The sequence below is a fragment of the Dyella sp. SG609 genome, assembly GCF_012275375.1.
Lineage (GTDB): Bacteria > Pseudomonadota > Gammaproteobacteria > Xanthomonadales > Rhodanobacteraceae > Dyella_D > Dyella_D marensis.
Map to the genome: position 1 here is coordinate 177005 of NZ_JAAZQJ010000001.1, position 13758 is coordinate 190762.

Genomic DNA, 13758 nt, shown 5'->3' on the forward strand with positions numbered 1-13758 from the left:
CCGGCGACGGACCGGCGCACCTTTCGGGCACCCAAGCCATGCAAGCCTCGCCGACGCGACCCGCCGTTCCACCGTTCTGGCTTCCGCTGGTGGCGGGATTGCCGATTACCTTGTGCATGGCGGTGATGGCCTTGCCCGAGCTTGGCCGCGCGTATGCCGGCGCCTATCGCCTGTTCTTTGCGGTGGCCTATCTGTTCTGGATCGTGCCGCTGAGCGTGCTGCAGCGGAAGTTGTGGCAACGGCGCACCGTGGCCTGGCTCACGGCGGTGGTGCTGCTGGTGGCGACCTATGTGCCGTCGGTGATCAACAACGCCATCGGCGGATGGGCGGCCGTGCGTGTGGGGTTGTTGCCGTCGCTGCCGCTGCAACGCATCTTCACGGGGCTGGATGGCTGCTGGCTGGCGCTGATTGCCTACTGTGCGATCCATGCGCTGGTACTGCATTACACGGAGTTGCAGCACTCGCGCCTGCGCGAAGCCGAGGCCGCGCGTTTCGCCCGCGATGCGCAGTTGCGCGCCTTGCAATACCAGCTGCAACCGCACTTCCTGTTCAATACGCTCAACAGCATTTCCTCGCTGGTGGCCGATGGCCGCGGCGCGGACGCCACGCGCATGCTGGCGCGGCTCGGCGACCTGTTGCGCGATTCGCTGGAGCGCAGCGACGCCCAGGAAGTGACGCTGGCCGAAGAACTCAGCACCACCGGGCACTATCTGGATATCGAGAAGGCCCGCCTGGGCCGCCGCCTGAAGGTCGATATGCGCATCGGCGCCGGCGTGCTGCAGGCGCTGGTGCCGCCGCTGCTGCTGCAGCCGCTGGTCGAGAATGCGATCCGCCATGGCATCGCTCCGCGCGTGGACGGTGGCACCTTGGCGCTGCAGGTGGAGCGGCAAGGCGAATGGCTGGATATCGAGCTGCGCAACGATGGTGTTGCGCCGGTTGACGCAGGCGGCGAGCGCAATGGCCGTTCCAACGCGGTGGGTTTGACGAATGTGCGCCAACGCTTGCTGGCGCTTTATCCGGGCACGCACGATTTCCAGATGAAGCTGGCGGACGACGGCGCTTGCCGCGTCAGCATCCGCCTGCCGCTGCGCCTGGCTCCATCGTCCCGCGGCGCCGAGGCGCTCAGCGCATGATGCGCGTGCTGGTGGTGGACGACGAGCCGCTGGCGCGCGGCGGTGTTCGCGCGCGCCTTGCCGCGCATGCCGATATGCAGCTGGTGGGCGAGGCAGCCGATGGCGAGGAAGCGATAAAAAGCATCGCCGCGCTGCGGCCCGACCTGGTGTTCATGGACGTGCAGATGCCCGGTCTCGACGGCCTCGCCGCATTGCGCCTGCTTCCGCCCGCGGAGCGGCCACTGTCCATCCTGCTCACCGCCTACGATCACTTCGCGGTCGGCGCCTTCGAGATCCAGGCGCTGGACTACCTGCTCAAGCCCGTCGACGACGAACGCTTCCGCGAATCGCTGGACCGTGCCCGCGCGGCGTTTCGCCATCGCGCGGTGGGCGAGGCCGCGCCGGTGGCTTATGCCAGGCGATTCAGCGTGCGCACCGGTCAGCGCATCGCGGTGATCGACGCGGATGAGATCGACTGGATCGAAGCGAGTGACGACTACGCCGGCCTCCATGTGGGGCCGCGCGTGCATCTGCTGCGCGAACCCTTGCATCAGCTGGCCGGACGGCTCGATCCGGCGCAGTTCGTGCGCATCCACCGCTCGGCGATCGTCAAGCTCGACCGGGTTGCGGAGTTGGAGCCGCTGGTCAACCGCGATTGCCTGCTGCGCCTGCGCGATGGCACGCCGCTGCGGGTGAGCCGCACCTACATCGACCAGCTCAACGCAGCCCTGGCAGCCCGCTGATGGCGTAGGATCGACGGACGCCAGGAGCGGGGAAGGGCAGCGTTGTGATCAGGAACATCTTGGGCTGGGGCTTGATCGTGGTCCTGCTCGCCGGAGGGATCCTTGCGGTTGGCCTCGGCCACTCCGCCCGGCGGCATGCCGACAGGACGGCGCAGCCGCAGCCGGTCCTGCTCTGGTTCGGGGCGGATGGCGTCGTCCATATCGATGAGCGGAAGTCGCTGCTGACGCATTGGCAGGACAACTGGCGGCTTGCGTTGGGCTTGAACTCCGGGGTTCCGGTTCGTGTAGGGGCGGATGACGGCGTTGCGTATGCGCTGGTTGAAGAGGCTCTGGGCGAGGCGCGGCGGCGGGGTATGCCGGATATCGGCTATGCGGTCGACCGGAACGGACAGGCCTTGGCGCTTTCTTCATTGACGCCGGCCGACGTATTGCCGCCGCCGGGGCCGCATGTTCTGTCCATCGAAGTTGACGGGCGGATGGCATTGGACGACACGCCGCTCGACGGGCGTGCCCTGGGCGAGTGGCTGAAGCTGTCGGCGGCGCCCGGCTATCCGCGCGGTGCGGATACGCCGGTCGAACTCAAGGTCGATCCGGCGGCGACTTACGGAAGCGTCAGGCCGGTGCTGGCGGCGCTGGCCGCGGGCAAGCCGCGGCGTATCGCGGATTTCGAGCAGGGCAGCGCCTTGGTGCGGCAATTGGTGCCGGTGCCGGTGGAGCATCCGATACCGATACCCAACTGCCCGCAGATGTCCAAGTTCGGTTGCCGCTAGGCGCCCGGTTGGCGTTGGTCCGGTCAGGGTGATCCGTGGCTGGCGCCGGCCGCGGCATGAACCGCTACGGCGATGGCTTTGAGCGCGCTTTCCGTACCTTCGCAGGTGTCGTTGGCGAACAGGGCGAAGCCTTCGTCCTGGGCCGGAAAGAGCACGACCTGGCTGGACATGCCGCCGCTGCCGCCACCGTGCGCAAGCATCGGCTGGCCGCTTGCGTAGGCGAGGTTCCATGGCATGGCTACGCCTTCCTGAGGCGTGCCGACCAAGGGTTGGCGCATGCGCTGGACGACCGGGTCCTTTCCATCGAGTTGCCAATGCACGTACTTCGCCATGTCCTCGGTGGTGGAGTACAAGCCCCACGCCGCGCCGGCGTTGCGCAGGTGATAAGGCATCGGGCGGCCTTCGCGGTTGAAGCCAGGGAGCAGGCGTGCGCGGTCGGCGCCTTCCACGGCGAAGCCGGTGGAGTCCATGCGCAGTGGCTTGAGCACTTGCTGATGCATCAGCGTCTCGAACGGCTTCCCGTAGACCTGCTCCAGCCCCAGGCCGATGACCAGGTAACCGGCGTTGGAATACGCCTCCTTGCTCCCGGGTTCGCTGCGCAGCTGGGTGCCGTGCAGGGCGGACAGCAGAGTGTCGTGATTCAGTCCCTTCTGCAGCGCCATCAGCTCGTAGGGCAGGGTGTTGAAATCCTTCTTTGCGAAGATCGCGTCCGAGTCGGGGATATCGCGCGGCATGCCGGCGCGGTGGGTGATCAGGGTTGCCAGCGTGACCGGCTTGCCCTGCCAGGCGAGGTTGGCGTAGTCGCCCGGGAGATAGGGGCGGAAGTCGGCATCGACACGCATTTTTCCTTCTTCGACGGCACGCGCGGCGAGTGCGCCGGTGAAGGTCTTGGTGACGGAGGCGATCTCGTAGATGCTCCGGCGGGTTGGCAGCTGGCTGCCGTGCGGTTTGGTCGCGCCGTAGTTGTAGAAGAAGCGGCCTTCGGGTGTTACCGCGGCGAGGGAGAGGCCGACGTGGCAGCGATTCTGAAAGTAGCCGGCGGCGGCATCGTCGACGGCGCGGTCGAGGGGCGAGCGATGGGGGTTGTCGCTCCGCACGGAGGATTGCGCCGGCTCACCTGCAACCAGCGCGGTAGCGCAGAGCAACGCAGTCAGGCCGAACAGGTGCTTGGCTTGAGGGGATGGCCGCATGGTCTGCTCCGGGGCGGAGGGTTGGATGGGGCCATCGTCTCTCATGGTCAGTGCCCGGCCTTGTGTCGGAGGTCATGGCGAGTCGTATGAATCAAGCGGCTGCCGTCGAAGGTTTGTCGCTCACTATCGGCGCGATTTCTTTCGCGGTCGTGGCTTCTACGGCTTGCCTGTCCTTGATCGCCAGCGCGCGTTTGAGTGCGATTTCGAGAAACCGCCCGCGGTGTCTTGTGCCGATGCTGATCAGGCAAAGCCAGTACAGCCAGGCGACCAACACATAAGCGACAATTTCCGGCCAACTGATCTCAGGGGGCCAGTGCATCGCTTTGAACTGCACCGCGATGGCGATCAGTACGGGAAGCGCACCGAGCTTCTCTATGCCACCTACTAATAGCGGTTGCTTTTCGCGGAAGCGCTCCTGGCGCATCTCCGCGTAGTCGGCCATGTCTGCGATCCGTTCCCTTGGAAACTGCACGATCCAGGCTATCAGGGCCTCGTAGTGCTCAAGATCGTAGTCGAGCTGTTCGGCATATTCGTTGCGCTCCGAGCGGAAGTTCGGCAGGCGCGGTGGCCATTTCGGTATGAGGATGGCCGCAACGGCAACCAGTTCCACCAGGAGAAGGAAGCAACCGATGACCAGCGTATAAATGGTGTCAGGCAGCACTTTCATGGAGAAAAAGAAGAGTGCGACCGCAAGCAAGGACGTTGCCTGGCCGTACTTCTCTCTGGTCGAGAATCCAATGGCGAGGCTAGGGTGCTCAGGTATGCCATCGATGCGCTCGTTCAATGCCTTGAACGTCAGCTCGGTTTGCTGATCCATGCGTTTTCTCCCCTGTCGTGCTTCCAGCATAGCGCCCTTCGCCGGGCTGCCGGCGAGTATCATCGTGGACTTGCAACGAGGCGGCATCGCCGGCGTTGAAACCTTCTTGCCCAGGAAATCCGCGTCGTGACGCTCGCCATCCCTCCCTTGCTTCCGCGCGATCTCTTCGACCTCCCGCCCGATATGCTCTGGCTCTCCCATTGCAAGGACGGCCCGATTCCCCGGGCGGCGGCACAGCAGCTGACCCGCCTTCTCGACACCGAGCTGCGGCCGTGGTCACTCCGCTGGAACGAAGATTTCCTCGACATCCAGGCATCGCTGCGCCAGGCCGGCGCCACCCTGTTCGGCGTGGACGTGCAGGACATCAGCCTCACCACCTGCACCTCCACCGGCCTGCAAGCCATCTCGCTCGGCTACCCGTGGAAGGACGGCGACGAGGTGCTTATTCCCGTAGGCGAATTTCCCAGCAACCGGCTGCCATGGCTGGCATTGGAGCCGCGCGGCGTGCGTTGCAGGGAAGTGCCGTTGTGGCCCGATCAGGCTGTCAACGCGGCCATGCCGCCGCATGCCGGTATCGAACCGGAGCAGCGCTTGCTCGACGCCATCGCGCCGAACACCCGCATCGTTTCCGTCTCGTGGGTGCGCTATCAGGACGGCCTTCGCCTCGACCTGGCCAAGCTCGGGCGAGGCTGTCGCGAACGCGGCGTCCATCTGGTGGTGGACGGCATCCAGGGTGCCGGCACGGCCGTGCCGTCCTTCGAGGGCGTCAGCGCCTTTGCCACGGGTGGACACAAAGGCTTGCTTGGCCTGCAAGGGCAGGGGCTGCTGTGGACGGATGCCTCATTCCGCGAGCAGCTGATGCCGGTCGGAACCTGGCTGTCAGCGCCGGATGCATTTTCGCAAGCGGGCACGCAGGCTAAGGCAAGCTCGCCATGGGCGGCCGATGGTCGCCGACTGGAGGCGGGAAGCCCCTCGATCCTGTCGTGCGCGGTGCTGGCCAGTTCCATCCAGATGCTGCTCGATCATGGCGGTGTGGCTGCCGTCCAGGCTCATGTCGAAAAGTTGCAGCGAGGCTTGTTGATCGAGCTTGCGACGTCCGCAGCATGGAAGGGCGAGGCTGCGCGCTTAAATGATCTGCTGCAGGCAGGCCGCCTGGGATCGATCCTGTCCTTCGTCCCGCCCGCGGACCGCTACGAGCGGCTGCTGAAAGATGCAGAGGCCATCGGCATCGGCACCAGCATCCGCGAAGGCTATTTGCGCGTGGCGTTCCACGGCTGGCATTCGGGCCAGGATGTGGAGCGTTGCGCGGCGTGGCTGATGGCGGACTGATGCCGGCGGCGTGTCCGGTATCTGCGCCGGACTCGCACTGAGTGCTCACGGGCAAAGCGTCCGCTACCGCCCCGGCCCGGCCTGCTGCTGGTTCGGTTGCCCCTGCGCCTGCGTTTGTTGCGCCTGCTGCCCCTGCGCTTCCTGATGCTGCTGCATCGCCTTCGGCCACTGCGCCGAGCTCTGTTCCAACGGTATGTTGGCCGCGGCGGTGGGTACGCTGGTCTGCCGGTCGAGGAAATGATCCTTCGCGCCCGGGGTGGTCTGCGTCGCCCATAGCTTGCTGTGGTCGGGGCTCAGCGCGACGTGGTCGATCCGGCTCAGTCCATCCGCGCGGGCCTGGACCACGACGGCCGCGGTGATGTTGTCGGTGTGCTGGTCCGGCTTGCGGCCCAGCTGCTGGTCGATGGCGGCGACCTGCGCACGCGTCTGGCCGAACAGCTGGTGATCGGGGTGCTGCGGATCGTCCAGGCGCAGCGGTGCCGCCGGTGCAGCCGGCGCGGTGGTCGAGGTGGTGGCCGGGGCCGGGGGCGCGCTGGCTGAGGGAGCCTGTTGCGCCTGGCGCGTGGCGTTCAGTTCCTCCTTGATATTGCCTTCCGCGGCATTCGTGCCCCACAGCATCCCGGGGGTATTCCACTGCCCCTTGACGTCGCGCGTGTAGGTGTGGCCGTCGGAAGCCTCGAGCACGCTGCCTTGCGTCTTCAGCGTGTTGTTCACCACCGGCGGCACGCCGCCGAACTGGTTCCAGCCGCGCTGCTCGTAGGCGGTCTTGTAGTCCTGCGCGATGTGCTGGGCCGAATGCGCCAGGTTGTCCTTCACGATCTGCTGCGAGGCGCGCTCGAGTTCCGCGGCGCGCTGCGGGCTGGCGACTTCGGTGCGGTAATCCATCACGCGGTAGTCGATCAGGCCGGCCGCGACGGTGCGGCTCCACTGGTGCGTGTCCGGGCTGCGCGTCCACGGCGCTTCGCGTAGGCTGTGCGTGTCGCGCTCGTTGGCCGGGAGGGTGTAGGGATCGCGCGGCGTCGGCGGGTGCGCCAGGGTCAGGCCGATGGCGACATTGGAAGCCTTGTAGTCCAGCTCGTTCTTCAGCGCGGGGCTGGCGGTCAGCGTTTCGTACTTCTGCACCGGCATGCCTTCGCTGTAGCGCATGGCCTCGTAATCGAGCTCGCCGGTGGGATGCAGCCGCGTCCAGCCCTGGTCCGGATGCTTGGGATCGAAATGCCAGTGATTCCCTTGCTTGTCCGACTGGTTGTAGATGTGGTGGTAGTCGATGGCCTGCGCCACTTTCTCGCCGCCGATCGCGCCGACGATGCCGCCGAGTCCACCGGCAATCAGCGCGCCTGGCCCGGTCTCGGAGAACACCAGCGCGCCACCGGCTGCTCCCGCTTCGGCACCGGCCAGCATGCCGCCGGTGCGCGCGTAGAAATGGCCTACTTCGGAATTGGCGCCGACCACGTTGCCTTGCTGGCGCATATCGGAGGCGCGCGAAGCGGTATGCGCGGCGTCGTACAGCACCGCCGCCGTGCCGACCACGCCCAGCGCGCCCTTCGCCACCGAGCCGGCGCTGACTTCGCCGCGGGCGGCGCTCTTGGCGGCCTCGCCGGGGCGGATGCGTACGTTGGCTTCCGTTTCGCCGACCACGCCCTTGGGTGGGCCGGTGGGCGGGTGCAGTTCGGTGGCCTTGGCGCGCGTCTCGCCGAGCTTGGGTTCCGCCGGCGGGTGAGCGACGACGCCCGTATGCGTAACCTTCCACGCCTTGCTCGCCGCCGACATCTGGTCGAGGTTGAGCTTGGAGAAATCGCTCAGCGGCTGGCCGAACACGGTTTTCTGCGCGGCGTTGTAGCCGTTGATGAGGTTGACGTTGGCGCGGAACTCGGCGAGCGAAGCCGGCTGGCCGTTCGCTTTCACCGTCACGTCGGCCAGCGATTTCTCCAGCTTCTGGAATTCGGCGGCGGACTTGCTGGCGAAGGTGAGCGGATCCGGACCGAAGTCGCTCATCGGATGGCCGTTGACGATGGTCTTCGGGCTCTTCAATGCCTCGGGCAGTTCGAAGTTGGAGAAGCCGCGATTCGGCGGAGCGTTCTCGACGAAGGCGACGATGGGGCGGCCGCTATGCACGGCGTTCTCCATATACGGTGCGCTGCCGGCATTCCACATCATGTCCTGCAGCGCGCCGGCGGTGTTCTTGCCGTAGACCTCGATGCCTTCGGAGGCGAGGTACTTCGTAAACTCCTGGTTGACCGTCTTGAACTCGGCGGTGGCCTTGCACCTTTCGATGTATTCGCCCCAGGGCGTGTGGCCGATGATGTCCGCGCGGCCCTTGGTGTCGGCGACGTATTCGGAAGCATTCTTGTAGTTGCTTTTGCCGGCGGCATCGCTGCCCGAGAAAGCCACGTAATCGACGCCGGCGGGAAGCTTGGGCGGATGCGCCGCCATCTCCTTCGCCACGTAGTCGGCATAGCTGCTGGTGGCGTCGGGGCCGGAACCGGGCGACTTCAGGTAGGCGATGACCCGGTCGATTTCGGCGGCCGAAAGCTTGTTGCCATGGGCATTGGTGGCGCCGCCCATGGTGGTGCGCACCACGTCTTCGAATACGAAAGGAGGCGTCGTCATGAGCGCACTCCCGACAGCGGATGCATCGGGATGTCCACCGCGGCGACCAGGATTTCCTGCCCGGCATCCTGCGGCGCCGCGATGCCATGGCGTTGCAGGGCGCCCGCGTCGATCACCACTTCGTAGCGGACGTCTTCGTCGTAGTTGTCGGTGCGGTCCTGGAAGGTCTTGACCAGGCCATCGGCCAGCCCCCACAGGAAGCTGCGGTCGTCGCCCGGAAACTCCAGCCAGCCTTTGAGCTGCAGCGCCCATTCGAAAGTGGCGTCCTGGCCCAGGTTCAGCACGAAGGTGCGCTGCGTGCGCCCGCCGTCCTCGCTGACCCGCTGCGTGCCGTTGCAGCCGAACCCGAAGCGCTTGTCGCCCTGGTAGACGCCGAACTGATACTCCGTCTCGCCCGGCTGCTCGGCCGGCTGGATGCGGGATTCGAAGATCTCGATACCGTGCTGTCGATCCACGGCCGAGCCGTCGTTAGCTTCGAAGCGCAAAGGGGTGAATGACATGGCGATGATCCGGTGGGGGCGCGGGGCGGGTCAGGGGCTTGTCTTCAGAAGCTGCAGGCGCGGGTCTGCGCCCTCGGTCGTACGCGAGGTTTCGGTCTGAAGATCGCGGAGAGCTGCGTTGAGCATGGGGCTCGCCTCCTGCAAGCGGGGATCGGCGGTTCCGTGGGCCGGCCTGGAGCAGGAAGGTACGCCGCCGGGGGAGGCGACGCAACGCTAACGTAGTGCTTGGTGATTTTGTCCGCAGGCCCAGGGTGATGCGGGTTTTCGGCAGCTATGGATCGGCAAGGCTGCGCCGGATTGCCTCGTGGTTGCTGCGAGGCGCGATACCGATCGCGTTCGCAAGTTCCTGCTGACCGCGAGCGCCGGACGGACGTGGCTCCCGATAAATCGCGCTATTCGTGCCCCAGCACCCGATGCGGGCGATAGGGTGTCTCCAGCCTCGCCCGTTCCTCGGGCGTGATCGGCAGCGACAGCGTCTCCACCGACTGTTCCAGATGCTCCATTCGCGTCGCTCCGATGATCGGCGCCGTGACTTCGGCTCGGTCAAGCAGCCAGGCCAACGCGATGCTTGCCTGCGTCACACCACGTTCCGCCGCAATCTGCTCCACCGCATCCACCACCCGATAATCGTCCTCGCTGTAATACAACTCCCGTGCAAACGCATCGCTCTGCGCGCGCGTCGTATCCGCCTTGTTCCTTGGCCTCGCCAGAAACCCGCGGGCCAGCGGACTCCATGGCAGTACCCCAATCCCCGCATCCCGGCACAGCGGCAGCATCTCCCGCTCTTCCTCGCGGTACGCCAGGTTGTAGTGGTTCTGCATCGAAACGAAGCGCGTCCAGCCGTGCCGCTCGGACGTCATCAGCGCTTTCTGGAACTGCCACGCATACATGCTCGATGCGCCGATGTAGCGCGCCTTCCCGCTGCGCACGATGTCGTGCAGCGCTTCCAGCGTTTCCTCCAGCGGCGTGCCGTCGTCCCAGCGGTGGATCTGGTAGAGATCGACGTAGTCCATGCCCAGGCGAGCGAGAGAGGCATCGATGGCATGCAGCAGATGCTTGCGCGACAGGCCGCGCTGGTTCGGGCCGGTGCCGGTGGGGTAGTAGGCCTTGGTCGCCACCACCACTTCCTCGCGGCGCGCGAAGTCGCGCAGCGCGCGGCCCAGTACGCGTTCGCTGTCGCCGCCGGAATACATGTCGGCGGTGTCGAAAAAGTTGATGCCCAGTTCCAGCGCGCGGCGCAGGATGGGGCGGCCCTGTTCCTCGCTGAGGATCCACGGCTTGGCCTGCGGGTTGCCGTAGCTCATGGCGCCAAGGCACAGGCGCGATACTTTCAGGCCGCTGCGGCCGAGGTTGACGTATGGCATGGCTGTCTCGCTCATTCCGGTGGCCGGTGCAGCGCAACTCCGGCGGCTACCAGCGCCACGCCCTGGATCTCGACCGGTGTCGGCATCTGGCGCAGCACCAGCACGCCGATGATCACCGCGGTCGCCGGCAGCAGCGCCACGAACAAGGCGTAGGTTGCGCGCGGCAGGCGTGCCATCGCGAGCTGGTCGAACACGTAGGGGATGACGGAAGAGCTCAGCCCCACGGCCAGGCCCGCACCGAGCGCCAGCGGATCCAGCAGCGCGGGCGCGGCGTCGCGGAAACCGAGCGGAGAGATCGCCACGCCGGCGACGATCATCGCGGCGCCCAGACGGTCGATCGGGCTGGTGTCCGGATCGGCGCGAGACACGGCATGCGCCAGCACGATGTACGCGGTGAACAGCGCGGCATTGGCGAAGGCCCAGAAGAACGCTTCCGGCGCGCCGCCGAAACGCACCTGGGTCAGCAGCGACACGCCTGCCGCGGTAAGGCCGAGCGCGACGATATTGCGGCGGGAATGCACGCCGGCCAGCGCCAGCGCCACCGGCCCGATGAATTCGATGGCGGCCACGGTGCCCAGGGGCAGGGCGGCGATGGCCTTGTAGAACGAGTAATTCATCAGCGCGAACACGCCGCCCAGCGCGACCATGGTGGCCTGGGCGCGCCGCGTGGACGCCACGAACGCCCGCCATGGCCTGCGCCACAGAGCGAACACCAGCGCCGCCGACACGATGCGCAGCCAGGCCACGCCCGCCACCGGCACGCGTGCGAACAGCAGCACGGCGAACGACGGGCCCAGGTAATGGAAGATCGCGCTGCCGACGAAGAACGCATGCGGAGGGATCCGTTCGGCCAGCGGCGGCCTGGTTGCGTTTTTACCATCTATAGTATTCATAGTGGTGATGTTTATACGCCCGAAAAACTCACCTGTCAAAATCGAATAGCTGGTAAGATGCGCCGCATGGACGCACTCGACCTGAACCCGGATGGCTACGGCGGCACCTACAAGCTGGTGGGCGGACGGCCCAGCCTGGACTTCGTGAATACGATCAGCTGGCCGGATACCGAGCGCGAGCACGATTGGCTGGCGCTGCCGGAGAATGCGCGGCGCTGGTTCGCCGCGATGGAGCTGCCGTTTCCGCGCGGAAAGACGGTCGACGTTGCGCCGCTATACAAGGCGCGCCAGTTGCTGACGCGCGTGCTGCGCCCGCTGGCGCATGAGCAGACGGTGCCGGAAGCCGCGCTCGCCGAACTCAGCAAGGCGGTGGCCAAGGCTTACCAGTCGCGGGCGATCGACCCGCGCACTCTCGCCTGGCACTGGCCGGAACCATCCACGGCGCAGGACGCGCTGACGCCGCTGCTGCTCGATGCCGCGGAACTGGTGACGGCCGCCGACCACGAACGCCTGCGCTATTGCCCGTCCTGCGACTGGCTGTTCCAGGACCAGACCCGCAATGGCCAACGCCGCTGGTGCGATATGGCGGACTGCGGCAGCCGCGACAAGGCACGGCGGTACTACCACCGGACGAAGGTCTAGCCTCCGGTCCGCGTCAAAGGCTTTCCAGCAGCCGTTTCACCCGCGCAGCGATCTCGTCGCGTACGGCGCGGTAGCCGTCGTCGTCCATATGCTTGGGGTCGGGCAGGTTCCAGTCCTCGCGCCGCCGTGCGGGAACCCATGGGCAGCTGTCGCCGCAGCCCATGGTCACCACGGCATCGAACTCGCCTTCGACTTCGTCCAGCGACTTGGAAGTGTGCACGCTCAGGTCGTAGCCCAGCTCCGCCATGAAGCGCAGCGCCTTGGGGTTGATCTGGCCGGAAGGGCGCGAGCCGGCGCTCTGTGCATCGACGCCGGAACCGCCGTAGATATGCGCGAACGCTTCGGCCATCTGGCTGCGGTTGGCGTTTTCGATGCAGACGAAGAGGATGCGTTTCATAGAAAAGGTGTGGAGGTCCGGGCGATCAGTTTAAGCGCACGACCGTCCGAATTTATGGTGTATCCACCGCCAGATCCTTGGCATACGTCCGCCCCAGCCCGATCACGTCCGCGCTGAACTTCGCATAGCCATACGGCCAGTGATCCTCGTCCGCATCCTTGCGTTCGGCGATCTGCCGTACGGCGACCAGGTGCACCTTCGGCACGATCACGATGTAGTTGCCGAGATAGCCGTTGGCTTCCCAGGCGACGATCGGGGTGCTGGCGAAAAGGTCGTCGTCGACGAGGTGGTTGCTCTTCATCATGTCGTGCATGTCCGCGCGGGACACACCCTCCGCGGTGATGGCCGCAACGACGTCGCGCGCGGTCGGATAGACCTTCGTCGCGACGCGCGCCAGCTTGTCGGCGAGGGCGGTGTCGCCTCCCGCGCGCACGCGCTCGACCACGGCGGAGTTGAAGCGAATGCCGTCGCCGCGCCGCCACCAGAGCAGGCCATAGCCGGTGGTGAGCGGCGTGCTCTGGCCGACCATCTGCTTGATGTAGTCCGCGTCGATCAGCTGCTTGCCTTGCCAGCGGCCGTTATCCAGCACCAGCTGGCCGATCTTCGCGGCGTCCTGCGCGGTGGACATCCAGCCGGCCATGGCCATGGGGTGGCCGGCCTTGTCGCGGTTCTCCGGATTCCACGGCGCTGCCTTGATGCCCATCGGGGTGAGCAGCTCGTCGGCGATATAGACGTCCATCGGCTTGCCGGAGGCTTTCTCGATCACGCCGCCGATCAGGTTCATGGCCTTGTTGTTGTAGCTGAACTTCGTGCCCGGCGGGTCGCTCAGCTCCGCGGCGAGCGCGAGCTGGTAGACATCGGGCGCCGGATAGATCTCCACCGGAGCCATCGGCACGTTCTGCATGCCGGAGGTATGGTTGAGCAGCATGCGGACGGTGATTTTCGCCTTGTTGCCTTGCTTCCATTCGGGATAGAAATCGCTCACCGGCTCGTCGATCGACTTGAGCTTGCCTTGCGTCACCAGTCGCCCGACGGCAAGGCCGATCAGCGACTTGGTGGAGGACATCATTTCGATCGGGCCGGCGGGCGCGCCGGGGCGGCGGTAGTCGACCAGGGTCTTGCCGTCGTGCATCACCAGCAGCGTGTCGCTTTGCGCGGCCTTGGCGTCGTCGACGATGGCCTTGAGCGCGGTATCGCTGCTGCCCGCAAGGGCGGAGCCGGCGGTTAGTGCCAGCGTGGCAAGCACGAACCATGGACCGAGGCGCTTCATGCCGTTTCCCTACGTCATTGGATGGCGTGCATCCTAGGTGCTGGGCGGGCGGCATGAACAGGTGACTGACGACCCATGCAAGGCGCTTCGCAATGGCGGTTGTGAAAGCCATGCGAAGCGC

At 66.2% G+C, this 13758-nt stretch carries 13 protein-coding genes; 5 read left to right on the forward strand and 8 right to left on the reverse strand.

Going from position 1 to position 13758, the window contains the following annotated elements; genetic code table 11:
* The first annotated feature begins 38 nt into the window (after positions 1-38).
* The 3 genes from FHW85_RS00795 to FHW85_RS00805 are packed head-to-tail and all read left to right on the forward strand — an operon-like array spanning position 39 to position 2625.
* Entirely contained in the window at positions 39-1133 is a 1095-nt protein-coding gene (locus tag FHW85_RS00795) for a histidine kinase (RefSeq protein ID WP_168647006.1), read from the forward strand.
* Positions 1130-1855, forward strand: coding sequence for a LytTR family DNA-binding domain-containing protein (locus FHW85_RS00800; RefSeq protein ID WP_167254133.1), 726 nt, complete (start codon positions 1130-1132; stop codon positions 1853-1855). Before FHW85_RS00795 ends, FHW85_RS00800 begins: the two co-directional genes overlap by 4 nt.
* A gap of 44 nt (positions 1856-1899) precedes the next feature.
* Complete coding sequence (locus FHW85_RS00805; RefSeq protein WP_168647007.1) at positions 1900-2625, forward strand: hypothetical protein; 726 nt, start codon at positions 1900-1902, stop codon at positions 2623-2625.
* A gap of 23 nt (positions 2626-2648) precedes the next feature.
* On the opposite strand, the gene FHW85_RS00810 is transcribed toward FHW85_RS00805, so the two are convergent.
* Together FHW85_RS00810 and FHW85_RS00815 are read right to left on the reverse strand one after the other, a co-directional pair.
* A complete protein-coding gene (locus FHW85_RS00810) occupies positions 2649-3815 on the reverse strand; it encodes a serine hydrolase domain-containing protein (protein WP_168647008.1) in 1167 nt (388 codons plus the stop codon).
* Positions 3816-3906: 91 nt separating this feature from the next.
* Positions 3907-4632 (reverse strand): hypothetical protein, encoded by a 726-nt coding sequence (locus FHW85_RS00815; protein WP_168647009.1) that lies wholly within the window; start codon positions 4630-4632, stop codon positions 3907-3909.
* 126 nt (positions 4633-4758) lie between these two features.
* Here FHW85_RS00815 and FHW85_RS00820 point away from each other — a divergent pair, with 126 nt between their 5' ends.
* Positions 4759-5961: an aminotransferase class V-fold PLP-dependent enzyme gene (locus tag FHW85_RS00820; protein WP_168647010.1), complete on the forward strand. Its 1203-nt coding sequence runs from the start codon at positions 4759-4761 to the stop codon at positions 5959-5961.
* A 63-nt stretch (positions 5962-6024) separates the two neighbouring features.
* On the opposite strand, the gene FHW85_RS00825 is transcribed toward FHW85_RS00820, so the two are convergent.
* The 4 genes from FHW85_RS00825 to FHW85_RS00840 all read right to left on the reverse strand — a co-directional run bounded on the left by FHW85_RS00825 (position 6025) and on the right by FHW85_RS00840 (position 11328).
* Positions 6025-8571 (reverse strand): XVIPCD domain-containing protein, encoded by a 2547-nt coding sequence (locus tag FHW85_RS00825; protein ID WP_168647011.1) that lies wholly within the window; start codon positions 8569-8571, stop codon positions 6025-6027.
* The gene (locus FHW85_RS00830) at positions 8568-9071 is read right to left on the reverse strand and encodes a hypothetical protein (RefSeq protein WP_168647012.1); all 504 of its coding nucleotides are present in this window, start codon (positions 9069-9071) and stop codon (positions 8568-8570) included. The genes FHW85_RS00825 and FHW85_RS00830 overlap by 4 nt, the downstream gene beginning before the upstream one ends.
* 392 nt (positions 9072-9463) lie before the next feature.
* Positions 9464-10435, reverse strand: coding sequence for an aldo/keto reductase (locus FHW85_RS00835; protein ID WP_168647013.1), 972 nt, complete (start codon positions 10433-10435; stop codon positions 9464-9466).
* A gap of 11 nt (positions 10436-10446) precedes the next feature.
* Complete coding sequence (locus FHW85_RS00840; RefSeq protein ID WP_168647014.1) at positions 10447-11328, reverse strand: EamA family transporter; 882 nt, start codon at positions 11326-11328, stop codon at positions 10447-10449.
* Between the two features lie 66 nt (positions 11329-11394).
* On the opposite strand from FHW85_RS00840, the gene FHW85_RS00845 reads away from it, so the two are divergent.
* Positions 11395-11970 (forward strand): ABATE domain-containing protein, encoded by a 576-nt coding sequence (locus FHW85_RS00845; protein WP_167254144.1) that lies wholly within the window; start codon positions 11395-11397, stop codon positions 11968-11970.
* A 13-nt stretch (positions 11971-11983) separates the two neighbouring features.
* Here the strand turns inward: FHW85_RS00845 and FHW85_RS00850 are convergent, their stop codons facing one another.
* Entirely contained in the window at positions 11984-12367 is a 384-nt protein-coding gene (locus FHW85_RS00850; protein ID WP_167254145.1) for an arsenate reductase ArsC, read from the reverse strand.
* 52 nt (positions 12368-12419) lie between these two features.
* Positions 12420-13637: a serine hydrolase gene (locus tag FHW85_RS00855; protein ID WP_168647015.1), complete on the reverse strand. Its 1218-nt coding sequence runs from the start codon at positions 13635-13637 to the stop codon at positions 12420-12422.
* Between the last annotated feature and the right edge of the window lie 121 nt (positions 13638-13758).

Coding starts and splice junctions, on each gene's coding strand:
- FHW85_RS00795 (WP_168647006.1), top strand. CDS start 39: ATGCAAGCCTCGCCGACGCGACCCGCCGTTCCACCGTTCTGGCTTCCG.
- FHW85_RS00800 (WP_167254133.1), top strand. CDS start 1,130: ATGATGCGCGTGCTGGTGGTGGACGACGAGCCGCTGGCGCGCGGCGGT.
- FHW85_RS00810 (WP_168647008.1), bottom strand. CDS start 3,815: ATGCGGCCATCCCCTCAAGCCAAGCACCTGTTCGGCCTGACTGCGTTG.
- FHW85_RS00815 (WP_168647009.1), bottom strand. CDS start 4,632: ATGGATCAGCAAACCGAGCTGACGTTCAAGGCATTGAACGAGCGCATC.
- FHW85_RS00825 (WP_168647011.1), bottom strand. CDS start 8,571: ATGACGACGCCTCCTTTCGTATTCGAAGACGTGGTGCGCACCACCATG.
- FHW85_RS00830 (WP_168647012.1), bottom strand. CDS start 9,071: ATGTCATTCACCCCTTTGCGCTTCGAAGCTAACGACGGCTCGGCCGTG.
- FHW85_RS00835 (WP_168647013.1), bottom strand. CDS start 10,435: ATGCCATACGTCAACCTCGGCCGCAGCGGCCTGAAAGTATCGCGCCTG.
- FHW85_RS00840 (WP_168647014.1), bottom strand. CDS start 11,328: ATGAATACTATAGATGGTAAAAACGCAACCAGGCCGCCGCTGGCCGAA.
- FHW85_RS00845 (WP_167254144.1), top strand. CDS start 11,395: ATGGACGCACTCGACCTGAACCCGGATGGCTACGGCGGCACCTACAAG.
- FHW85_RS00850 (WP_167254145.1), bottom strand. CDS start 12,367: ATGAAACGCATCCTCTTCGTCTGCATCGAAAACGCCAACCGCAGCCAG.
- FHW85_RS00855 (WP_168647015.1), bottom strand. CDS start 13,637: ATGAAGCGCCTCGGTCCATGGTTCGTGCTTGCCACGCTGGCACTAACC.